Origin of the sequence: Kitasatospora sp. NPDC001547 (assembly GCF_042894165.1) — a bacterium.
Taxonomy (GTDB): domain Bacteria; phylum Actinomycetota; class Actinomycetes; order Streptomycetales; family Streptomycetaceae; genus Kitasatospora.
Map to the genome: position 1 here is coordinate 1 of NZ_JBIAVL010000015.1, position 10,832 is coordinate 10,832.

The following is a 10,832-nucleotide window of genomic DNA, read 5'->3' on the forward strand; positions in this document are numbered from 1 at the left end:
ACTGCAGGGGGGACCCTGTGGGAGAGTAGGACGCCGCCGAACAATCATTGCTGAAGAACCCCCATCCGGGATCCGGATGGGGGTTCTTCGCGTTTCCGGGGCAGTGTCAGAGCTTGAGTTTGAACCCGACGTGGGAGGCCGTGAACCCGAGCCGCTCGTAGAAGCGGTGGGCGTCCGTACGCGTCGCGTCGGAGGTGAGCTGGACGAGGTCGGCTCCGAGTTCGCGGGAGCGTGCGACGGCCCACTCGATCAGTTCGGTGCCCAGTCCGCTGCCGCGTTCGTCGGCGTGGATGCGGACGCCCTCGATGATCGTGCGGGTGGCGCCGGCCCGGGAGAGACCGGGGACGACGGTGAGCTGCAGGGTGCCGACGGTGCGGCCGGCCCGGTCGGCGACGATCAGGTGCTGGTGCGGGTCGCCGTCGATCCGGGCGAAGGCGGTGCGGTAGGGAGTGAGGTCGTCGGGGCTCTCGCGGGTGGCGCCCAGCGGGTCGTCGGCCAGCATGGCCACGATCGCCGGCAGGTCGTCGGGGGTGGCCCGTCGGATCGTCAGAACAGCCGTTTCAGTCATGATCAGAGAGTAGAAGCAGTACTTACGGCCACCAACCCCGGTCTACGCCCGTAGCACCCCTTCACGGCCCTTCTGAAGGGCCCTGGGACCCCATCGAGACCACGTACGGCCCGTCAGTCCCCGGGCTTGGCGCTGGTGATGACGGCGAAGACCGCGCCGTGCGGGTCGACCAGCTGGGCGAGGCGGCCGACGCCGTGCACGTCGGTGGCCGGGACCCGTACGGTCGCGCCGAGGGTGGCGGCGATGGCGAGGCCGGCGTCGGTGTTGGGGACCTCGAAGTAGGGGAGCCAGTGCGAGCCGGTGCCGCGCGCGGTCTGCTCGGGGCCGAGTTGCGCGATGCCGCCGTGGGCGTCCTCGGTGCCGCCGCCGGCCGGGGTGAGGACGGTGTAGACCGCCTCGCCGAGCGGGACGTCCTGCTCCTGCCAGTCGAAGACGGCGCGGTAGAAGGACTTGGCGGCTGCGGCGTCGATGCTGTGGCACTCGGCCCAGCACAGGCTGCCCTCCTCGGTGACGAGGTCCAGACCGCGGGTGTCGTGCGGCTGCCAGACCGCGAAGTCGGCGCCGGTCGGGTCCGTGTAGCCGGCCATCCGGCCGGCGGTGAAGACGTCGAAGGGGGCGAACCGGACGCGGCCGCCGGCCTGTTCGACCAGGGCGGTGGTGCGGTCGGCGTCCTCGGTGGCGAAGTAGAGCGTCCAGCCGGGAGGGCTGCCGTCCTCGGCGAGCGGACCGAGCGCGGCGACCGTCCGGCCGTCGAGCTGGAAGAAGCCGTAGCCGCCGGCTTCGGGGCCGGCCGAGTCGAAGGACCAGCCGAACAGCGTGGTGTAGAAGTCGACGGAGGCGTGGGTGTCGGGGCTGCTCAGGTCGAGCCAGACGGGGGAGCCGGGGCGGAAGTCGGTGTTGAGCACGGCGGCACTGCTCCTCGGACGGGGCCCGGGCGGGCGCGGTCGACGGCGGGCCCCCCTCGGTCCCCTCCCAGCCTGGCACCCCGGCCGGGCAGGCGCACGGCAGCGCTGTGCGCCCGGAGGGTGCGGGACTGTCGGGCCGGGGCGGTACGGTGCGTAGCGGAATCGATCCACCCGTACCGGTCGAAGGGGGTCCGGTGAGCAAGCAGGCGGCGCAGTCTGGGCAGCAGGTGCCGCGCCAGCTGGCGCAGGTCGAGGGCGTGCTGGAGCGGATCACCTACGCCAATGAGGAGACCGGGTACACGGTGGCCCGGGTGGACACCGGCCGGGGCGGGAACGACCTGTTGACGGTGGTGGGCGCGCTGCTGGGGGCGCAGGTCGGGGAGTCGCTGCGGCTGCACGGGCGGTGGGGCTCGCACCCGCAGTACGGGCGGCAGTTCACGGTGGAGAACTACACCACGGTGCTGCCCGCCACGATCCAGGGGATCCAGCGGTACCTGGGCTCGGGGCTGATCAAGGGGATCGGGCCGCGGTTCGCCGAGCGGATCGTGGAGCGCTTCGGGGTGGACACCCTGGAGGTGATCGAGAACGAGCCGGGCCGGCTGATCGAGGTGCCGGGCCTGGGGCCGAAGCGGACGAAGAAGATCGCGGCGGCCTGGGAGGAGCAGAAGGCGATCAAGGAGGTGATGGTCTTCCTCCAGGGGGTCGGGGTCTCCACCTCGCTGGCTGTGCGAATCTACAAGCAGTACGGCGACGGCTCGATCGGGGTGGTGCGCAACGAGCCCTACCGGCTGGCCTCGGACGTCTGGGGCATCGGCTTCCTGACGGCGGACCGGATCGCCCAGGCGGTGGGCATCCCGCACGACAGTCCGGAGCGGGTGAAGGCCGGTCTGCAGTACGCGCTGTCGCAGAGCACCGACCAGGGGCACTGCTTCCTGCCGGAGGAGCGGCTGATCGCGGACGGCGTGAAGCTGCTCCAGGTGGACGTCGGGCTGGTGATCGACTGCCTGGCGGAGCTGGTGGCCGCCGAGGGGGTGGTCCGCGAGGCGGTCCCGGGTGAGGGCGGCGAGCCGGTCACCGCGGTGTACCTGGTGCCGTTCCACCGGGCGGAGATCTCGCTGGCCAACCAGCTGCTGCGGCTGCTGGGTTCGGACGCGGACCGGATGCCGTGGTTCGGCGACGTGGACTGGCCGGTGGCGCTGGCCTGGCTGGCGAAGCGGACCGGGGCGGAGCTGGCGCCGGAGCAGGAGCAGTCGGTGCGGCTGGCGTTGACGGAGAAGGTCGCGGTGCTGACGGGTGGTCCGGGCTGCGGCAAGTCGTTCACGGTGAAGTCGATCGTGACGCTGGCGCTGGCGAAGCGGGCGAAGGTGGTGCTGGCGGCGCCGACCGGCCGGGCGGCGAAGCGGCTGGCGGAGCTGACCGGGGTGGAGGCCTCGACGGTGCACCGGCTGCTGGAGCTGAAGCCGGGCGGGGACGCCGCGTACGACCGGGACCGGCCGCTGGACGCGGACCTGGTGGTGGTCGACGAGGCCTCGATGCTGGACCTGATCCTGGCGAACAAGCTGGTCAAGGCGGTGCCGCCGGGCGCCCACCTGCTGTTCGTGGGGGACGTGGACCAGCTGCCCTCGGTGGGTGCCGGGGAGGTGCTGCGGGACCTGCTGGCCGAGGGCGGGCCGATCCCGTCGGTGCGGCTGACCAGGATCTTCCGGCAGGCGCAGCAGTCCGGCGTGGTGACCAACGCACACCGGATCAACGAGGGCAGGCCGCCGCTGACGGAGGGCCTGGCGGACTTCTTCCTGTTCGCCGAGGACGACGCGGAGCGGGCGGCCGGGCTGACGGTGGACGTGGTGGCGCGCCGGATCCCGCAGAGGTTCGGCTTCGACCCGCGCCGGGACGTGCAGGTGCTGGCGCCGATGCACCGGGGGCCGGCCGGCGCGGGGACGCTGAACACCCTGCTCCAGGCGGCGGTGACGCCGGCCCGGGAGGGGCTGGCCGAACGCCGGTTCGGCGGCCGGACGTTCCGGGTGGGGGACAAGGTCACCCAGGTCCGCAACAACTACGACAAGGGGCGGAACGGCGTCTTCAACGGCACAGTGGGAGTGGTGACCGCCCTCAGCGCGGACGACCAGCGGCTGACGGTGCTCACCGACGAGGACGAGGAGGTGGCGTACGACTTCGACGAGCTGGACGAGCTGGCCCACGCGTACGCGGTGACGATCCACCGCTCGCAGGGCAGCGAGTACCCGGTGGTGGTGATTCCGGTCACCATGTCCGCTTGGACGATGCTCCAGCGAAACCTGCTCTACACCGCTGTGACCAGGGCTCGGAAACTGGTCGTGCTGGTGGGGTCACGCAAGGCGATCGCACAGGCCGTCCGAGCCGTCAGCGCAGGTCGCAGGCATACCGCACTCGACTACCGGCTGGCAGCTGGATGATTATCCAACGGGATGGTTGCCTCTAATGTTCTCTTGACGTGAAGAGATTTACGGCAGAGCCTAGGGTGGTGCCGATCTTGTCCGGTTCGTACCGGCTGCGGCGGCAGGTTTTGTAGGGGCGGGCCCTTTCGGGCCACCCCGGGTGCGCGGCTGTCCTCCGGATGGGGGATGGTGGAGACAGTCAGGGCACCTTGGAAGAGGATTCATTTCGTCGGTGAGGAAGACGTGAGCGACAACTCGGTAGTACTGCGGTACCAGGACGGCGAGTACGAATACCCCGTCGTCGAGAGCACTGCGGGCAACTCCGGCTTCGACATCTCGAAGCTGCTCCCGCAGACCGGCCTGGTCACCCTGGACAACGGCTTCGGTAACACCGCCGCGTACAAGTCCGCGATCACCTTCGTGGACGGCGACAACGGCATCCTGCGGTACCGCGGCTACCCGATCGAGCAGCTCGCCTCCGATGGCGGCTTCATCGAGACCGCGTACCTCCTGATCAACGGCGAGCTGCCGAACGCGGACCAGCTGGCGGAGTTCAACCGCGAGATCACCCAGCACACCCTGCTGCACGAGGACGTCAAGCGCTTCTTCCAGGGCTTCCCGCGGGACGCCCACCCGATGGCGATGCTGTCCTCGGTCGTCGGCGCGCTGTCCACGTTCTACCCGGAGAGCCACAACCCGTTCGACGCGGCCCAGCGCCACCTGTCGACCGTCCGCCTGCTCGCCAAGCTGCCGACGATCGCGGCGTACGCGTACAAGAAGGCGATGGGCCAGCCCTTCGTCTACCCGCGCAACGACCTCAGCTACGTCGAGAACCTGCTGCGGATGACCTTCGCCGTCCCCGCCGAGGACTACGAGCTCAACCCGGTCGTCGTCAACGCGCTGGACAAGCTGCTCATCCTGCACGCGGACCACGAGCAGAACTGCTCGACCTCCACCGTGCGCCTGGTCGGCTCCAGCCACGCCAACCTGTTCGCCTCGATCTCGGCCGGCATCTCGGCCCTGTGGGGCCCCCTGCACGGCGGCGCCAACCAGGCCGTGCTGGAGATGCTGGAGAGCATCCAGAAGGACGGCGGCGACGTCGACTCCTTCATCACGAAGGTGAAGAACAAGGAAGCCGGCGTCAAGCTGATGGGCTTCGGCCACCGGGTCTACAAGGCGTTCGACCCGCGTGCCGCCCAGGTCAAGCTGCTCGCGCACGAGGTCCTCGGCCAGCTCGGCAAGAGCGACGAGCTGCTGGAGATCGCGCTCAAGCTGGAGGAGCACGCCCTCAAGGACGACTTCTTCATCTCGCGCAAGCTGTACCCGAACGTGGACTTCTACACCGGCCTGATCTACCGCGCCATGGGCTTCCCGACCAGCATGTTCACCGTGCTGTTCGCGCTCGGCCGGCTGCCGGGCTGGATCGCCCACTGGCACGAGATGATCAACGACCCGACCAGCCGGATCGGCCGTCCGCGCCAGATCTACACCGGCACCGCGATCCGCGACTACGTCCCGCTGGACGCCCGCTGACCGGAGCGGAGCCGGCCACCGGCCCGCGCGGAAGCTGAGAGGGGCCCGACCGCTGCTGAGCGGCCGGGCCCCTTCGCGTCCCGGTGGCGGGCCCGAGGGCCCGCGCGGGGGACGGAACCGTACGGCGCACGACTCCGGGGCCGGCCGCAGCCGGGGACGGCCGCTCAAAGCGTCCCAGGCCCGCCAGAACCCCGGCGTCGTGCGCGAAGGCCGTCGAGGTCGACGACCGTTCCCGGGGCCCGCCGGAGCCCCGTCGGCGGCAGCCCGACGGAGGCGCGGGGACACGTTGCCGTTCAGCGTGTGCCCGCCCGTCGGAAAAACTGCCGCACTACCAACCTAAGACGTATCAGGGTGCGAGAAGTTACGCCCGGGGGGTGTGAGCTGCCTCTCGCCACGCTCCGTGTGCGCCTCGTACCACGCCCATATCACACCTTCACTCCGGCGGGACGTCACCCTCCCCGCAGTCACGGCAACCGAGCGTGATAGGAATCGTGGCATTCCGGTACGGACCGTCGCGCACATTCGCCGCGCGACGGCGGAACTGGGGAGGGAGTGCGCAGATGGCCAGGAACGTCGTCGTCACCGGCGGTGGCACGGGAATCGGGTACGAGGTCACGCGGCGGTTCGTCGAGGCCGGCGACCGCGTGGTGATCGTGGGCCGCCGCCGGGAGGTCCTGGAGAAGGCCGCGGCCGATCTCGGGCCGGACGTGACCCCGCTGGTGTGCGACCTCGCCGACCCGGACGCCGTCGAGGCCGCGCTCGCCGAACTGCCCGAGCGGATCGACGTCCTGGTGAACAACGCCGGCAGCCGGGAGACGGTGGTGGGCGGCGGGCCGCACGCCCTGCTGGCGCGCTGGCGCGGGGACTTCGAGCGCAACGTGCTGACCGTGGTGCTGCTCACCGAGTCGGTCCGCGACCGGCTCACCCCGGGCGCCGGCCGGGTGGTCACCATCAGCTCCATCGCCGCCCTGCGCGGGGCCGGCTCCTACGGCGCGGCGAAGGCCTCGCTGCACGCCTGGAACCACTTCCTGGCCGCCCAGTTGGGCACCTCGGGCATCACCGCCAACATCGTCGCGCCGGGCACCGTCGCGGGCACCGAGTTCTTCGGGCCGCGGCTGGACGAGGCCGAGGTCGCCCGCCGGGCCGCCCGCACCCTGCTCGGGCGGATCGGCGAGACCGGCGAGGTCGCGGCGGCGGTGCAGTTCCTGGCCTCGCCCGAGGCCGGGTTCATCACCGGCGAGATCCTGCACTGCAACGGCGGGGAGTTGCTGGGGCGTTGAGGGAGGCCCCGGAGCGCCCCTGGAGCATGCCGGAAGGCCCCGGACCGGTCCCGGTCCGGGGCCTTCGCGCGTACCGGGTCAGGCGGGCCGGAAGCGGCGCAGCCGCAGGCTGTTGGTGACCACGAAGACCGAGGAGAAGGCCATCGCGGCCCCCGCGATCACCGGGTTGAGCAGGCCGGCGGCGGCCAGCGGGACCGCCGCCACGTTGTAGCCGAAGGCCCAGAACAGGTTGCCCTTGATGGTGGCCAGGGTCCTGCGGGAGAGCCGGATGGCGTCGGCGGCCGCACGGAGGTCGCCGCGGACGAGGGTGAGGTCGCCGGCCTCGATCGCGGCGTCGGTGCCGGTGCCCATCGCCAGGCCCAGGTCGGCCTGGGCGAGCGCGGCCGCGTCGTTGACGCCGTCGCCGACCATCGCCACGACCCTGCCCTCGGCCTGCAGCCGCTTGACGGTGGAGACCTTGTCCTCGGGGAGCACCCCGGCGATCACGTGCTCCGGCGCGATGCCGACCTCGGCGGCGACCGCCTCGGCCACCGCCCGGTTGTCACCGGTCAGCAGCACCGGGGTCAGGCCCAGGGCGCGCAGCTCGCCGACGGCCTCGGCGCTGGTCGGCCTGACCGCGTCGGCGACCTCCAGCACGGCCCGGGCCTCGCCGTCCCAGCCGACCGCGATCGCGGTCCGGCCGGCCGCCTCCGCGGTGGCCGCGGCGCGGGCCAGGGAGGGCGGCAGCTGCTGCGCGCGGTCGGCGAGCAGGGCCGGGTGGCCGGCGACGACCGTGCGGCCCGCGACGACCCCCTGCACGCCCCGTCCGGGCACGCTGCGGAAGTCCGTGACGGCGGGCAGTCCGCCGGCCTCGGCGGCGGCCTCGGCGATCGCGCGGGCGATCGGGTGCTCGGAGGCGTGCTCGACGGCGCCGGCCAGGCGCAGGGCCTCGGCCCCGTCCACGCCCTCGGCGGTGTGCACCGCGAGCAGGGTCATCCGGCCGGTGGTGACGGTGCCGGTCTTGTCCAGGACGACGGTGTCCACCGTCCGGGTGGTCTCCAGCACCTCGGGGCCCTTGATCAGGACGCCGAGCTGGGCGCCGCGGCCGGTGCCGACCATCAGCGCGGTCGGGGTGGCCAGGCCCAGCGCGCACGGGCAGGCGATGATCAGCACGGCGACGGCGGCGGTGAAGGCCTCGGTGGGGCTGTCGGTGGCCAGCAGCCAGACCACCAGGGTGGCCAGGGCGATCAGGACGACGGCCGGGACGAAGACGGCGGAGATCCGGTCGGCCAGCCGCTGGGCGGCGGCCTTGCCGTTCTGGGCCTCCTCGACCAGCTCGGCCATCCGGGCCAGCCGGGTGTCGGCGCCGACCCGGGTGGCCTCGACCACCAGACGTCCGCCCGCGTTGACGGTGGCGCCGGTGACGGCGTCGCCGGCGGTGACCTCGACCGGGACGGACTCGCCGGTCAGCATCGAGGCGTCCACGGCGGAGGCGCCCTCGACCACCACGCCGTCGGTGGCGATCTTCTCGCCGGGGCGGACCACGAAACGGGTGCCGACCGTCAGCCGGTCCACCGGCAGCCGGACCTCCCGGCCCTCCTGGAGGACCGCGACGTCCTTGGCGCCGAGGTCGAGCAGGGCGCGCAGCGCGGCCCCGGCCCGGCGCCTGGAGCGGGCCTCCAGGTAGCGGCCGAGCAGGATCAGCACGGTGACACCGGCGGCGGTCTCCAGGTAGAGCGTGGCGGAGGCGTCGGTGTCGCCGACGGACAGCGAGAAGTCGTGGCGCATCCCGGGCATGCCGGCGCGGCCCAGGAAGAGCGCCCAGCAGGACCAGCCGAAGGCGGCCAGGGTGCCGAGCGAGACCAGGGTGTCCATGGTGGCGGCGCCGTGCCGCAGGTTGGTCCAGGCGGCACGGTGGAAGGGCAGCCCCCCGTACGCCACGACCGGGCCGGTGAGGGCGAAGGCCAGCCACTGCCAGTTCGTGAACTGGAGGGCGGGGACCATCGACAGCAGGACCACCGGGACGCTCAGGACGGCGCTGGTCAGCAGCCGGTCGCGCAGGGGGTCGGGATGCTCCGGCCGGGCGGACCGTTCGGGCTCGGGGGCGGCCGGGGGCGGGGGGAGCTCGGCGGTGTAGCCGGTGCGCTCGACGGTGGCGACCAGGTCCTCGACCGTGGTGCCGGGGCCGAAGTCGACCCGGGCCTTCTCCGTGGCGAAGTTGACGGTGGCCTCGACGCCGTCCATCCGGTTGAGCTTCTTCTCGATCCGGGCCGCGCAGGAGGCGCAGGTCATCCCGCCGATCGACAGCTCGACCCGGTCGCGGGCCCCGAGGTCGGGCGCGGACGTGCTCATGCGGTTCAGCTCCTCGGTGCGGGCGGACGGCGGGGGACACCGTGGCGGCCCCCGCCCTCCGGGGTGGTTCAGGCGCTGCGGCCGACCAGCTCGTAGCCGGCCTCGTCGATCGCGGCGCGCACCTGCTCGTCGTCCAACGGGGCGGCGGAGGAGATCGTCACGGTACCGGCCGTGGCGTCGGCGGCGACCTCGGTGACCCCGGCCAGGGCGGAGACCTCCTCGCTGATCGCCTTCTCGCAGTGGCCGCAGCTCATGCCGGACACGGTGTAGGTGATGGTGCTGGACATCGGAGGCCTCCGGGAGGTGTGGGCGGCCCCGGGTGCTCGCCCGGGTGCGGTGCTGGCAACGACTCTTCCGACACCGTACCCCTGCAGGGTATTCCCGGGATGGCGGGCCCGGCCGCCCCGCCCCCTGGGGCCGGGGCCGACAGGGCCTCCGCCGTGATCGTCCCTTATGTTCGGTATGTGTTTCCGCTCCGCCGCGCCCAGTCACCCTCGGCTCCCACGGCAGCCGGACTGCCGCCGGACCGGCAGCGCGGCGCGCTGCTCGCCGCCGACCTCCAGGACGTGCCGTTCTGGTGGCGCGCCACCCCGGCGCTGGTCGCCGTCCTGCTGGTCGGACTCGCGGACTTCTTCTCCGGCAAGGACCGCTACCTGGCCCCGCTGATGACCGTGGTGCCGACCATCGCGGCGCTGACCCTGAAACCCGGCGAGCTGCTCCTGGTCTGCTCGCTGGGGCTGCTCGCGGTGTTCGGGCTCAGCCACCACGACCAGGTCGACAACATCAACGACGCCCGCTTCCTGTACGGGGCGATGATCAGCTACGTCGTCCTGACGCTGTTCTCGGCCTGGGTCGCCAAGATCCGGATGCGGCGCGCGGCGGCCTTCGCAGCCGTCAGCTCCGTCGCCGAGGCCGCCCAGCGGGCCCTGCTGCAGCTGCCGGGGCCGGCCGTCGGGCCGCTGCGGCTCGCGGTGCGGTACGTGTCGGCGGCGGACGCCTCACGGATCGGCGGCGACCTGTACTCCGTCCTGGAGACGCCGCACGGGACCAGGGTCGCGGTCGGGGACGTCCGGGGCAAGGGGCTGGGGGCGGTGCAGACCGCGGCCGTCGTGCTCGGCGCGTTCCGCGAGGCGGCGTACGACGAGCCCGGGCTGCGGGGCGTCGCGGCGCGGATCGAGGCCAGCGTCGAGCGCCACGTGCCGGACGGCGAGTTCACCACGGCGCTGTTCGCGGAGTTCCGGACGCCGGGGACGATGGAGCTGCTGCAGTACGGGCACGTGCCGCCGATCCGGGTGGACGGCGAGGGCCGGGCGCACGTGCTGCACGCGCCCGACCCGTGGGTGCCGCTGGGGCTCGGCCGGCTGGCGGCGGGGGAGCCGACCACCTGGGGGCAGCCGTTCGGGGCGGACGACGTGCTGGTGCTCTGCACGGACGGGGTGATCGAGGCGCGGCACCGCGCGAGCGGGGAGTTCTACCCGCTGGCGGAGCGGGTCGGGCCGCTGGTGCGGGGCGCCGCGCGCTCGGCGGGGGAGCTGGAGGCGGCGGTGGGGCGGGTGTACGCGGATCTGCTGGAGCACACGGGTGGGGAGTTGCGGGATGACGCTTTGTTGTTGTTGATCGGGTGGGCGGATGGGTGAGGGGGCCCTGCGGGGGTGGGGTGGTGGGGGCTCTCGGGAGGGGTGGCTCTCGGGAGGGTGGGGGCGGGGGGGGGGGGGGGGGGGGGGGGGGGGGGGGGGGGGGGGGGGGGTGTGGGGGGGGGGGGGGGGGGGGGGGGCGGGGGGCGGCGCGCGCGGGGGGGAAG

At 72.9% G+C, this 10,832-nt stretch carries 8 protein-coding genes; 4 read left to right on the top strand and 4 right to left on the bottom strand.

What is annotated here, in order from left to right:
• Window positions 1-106: 106 nt before the first annotated feature.
• A complete protein-coding gene (locus tag ACFY0X_RS25335; protein ID WP_387757792.1) occupies window positions 107-568 on the bottom strand; it encodes a GNAT family N-acetyltransferase in 462 nt (153 codons plus the stop codon).
• Window positions 569-681: 113 nt separating this feature from the next.
• A complete protein-coding gene (locus ACFY0X_RS25340; RefSeq protein WP_387757793.1) occupies window positions 682-1,473 on the bottom strand; it encodes a VOC family protein in 792 nt (263 codons plus the stop codon).
• A 194-nt stretch (window positions 1,474-1,667) separates the two neighbouring features.
• Here ACFY0X_RS25340 and ACFY0X_RS25345 point away from each other — a divergent pair, with 194 nt between their 5' ends.
• The 3 genes from ACFY0X_RS25345 to ACFY0X_RS25355 all read left to right on the top strand — a co-directional run bounded on the left by ACFY0X_RS25345 (window position 1,668) and on the right by ACFY0X_RS25355 (window position 6,700).
• Window positions 1,668-3,905 (top strand): ATP-dependent RecD-like DNA helicase, encoded by a 2,238-nt coding sequence (locus ACFY0X_RS25345; RefSeq protein ID WP_387757795.1) that lies wholly within the window; start codon window positions 1,668-1,670, stop codon window positions 3,903-3,905.
• A 225-nt stretch (window positions 3,906-4,130) separates the two neighbouring features.
• Window positions 4,131-5,420 (top strand): citrate synthase, encoded by a 1,290-nt coding sequence (locus ACFY0X_RS25350; protein WP_387757796.1) that lies wholly within the window; start codon window positions 4,131-4,133, stop codon window positions 5,418-5,420.
• Between the two features lie 560 nt (window positions 5,421-5,980).
• The gene (locus ACFY0X_RS25355; RefSeq protein WP_387757797.1) at window positions 5,981-6,700 is read left to right on the top strand and encodes an SDR family NAD(P)-dependent oxidoreductase; all 720 of its coding nucleotides are present in this window, start codon (window positions 5,981-5,983) and stop codon (window positions 6,698-6,700) included.
• Between the two features lie 78 nt (window positions 6,701-6,778).
• Here ACFY0X_RS25355 and ACFY0X_RS25360 read toward each other — a convergent pair whose 3' ends face one another.
• The gene (locus ACFY0X_RS25360; protein WP_387757798.1) at window positions 6,779-9,031 is read right to left on the bottom strand and encodes a heavy metal translocating P-type ATPase; all 2,253 of its coding nucleotides are present in this window, start codon (window positions 9,029-9,031) and stop codon (window positions 6,779-6,781) included.
• Between the two features lie 68 nt (window positions 9,032-9,099).
• On the bottom strand, window positions 9,100-9,318 hold the full coding sequence (locus ACFY0X_RS25365; RefSeq protein ID WP_387757800.1) for a heavy-metal-associated domain-containing protein: 219 nt from the start codon (window positions 9,316-9,318) through the stop codon (window positions 9,100-9,102).
• Between the two features lie 177 nt (window positions 9,319-9,495).
• Here ACFY0X_RS25365 and ACFY0X_RS25370 point away from each other — a divergent pair, with 177 nt between their 5' ends.
• The gene (locus tag ACFY0X_RS25370) at window positions 9,496-10,668 is read left to right on the top strand and encodes a PP2C family protein-serine/threonine phosphatase (RefSeq protein ID WP_387757801.1); all 1,173 of its coding nucleotides are present in this window, start codon (window positions 9,496-9,498) and stop codon (window positions 10,666-10,668) included.
• Window positions 10,669-10,832: the final 164 nt, after the last annotated feature.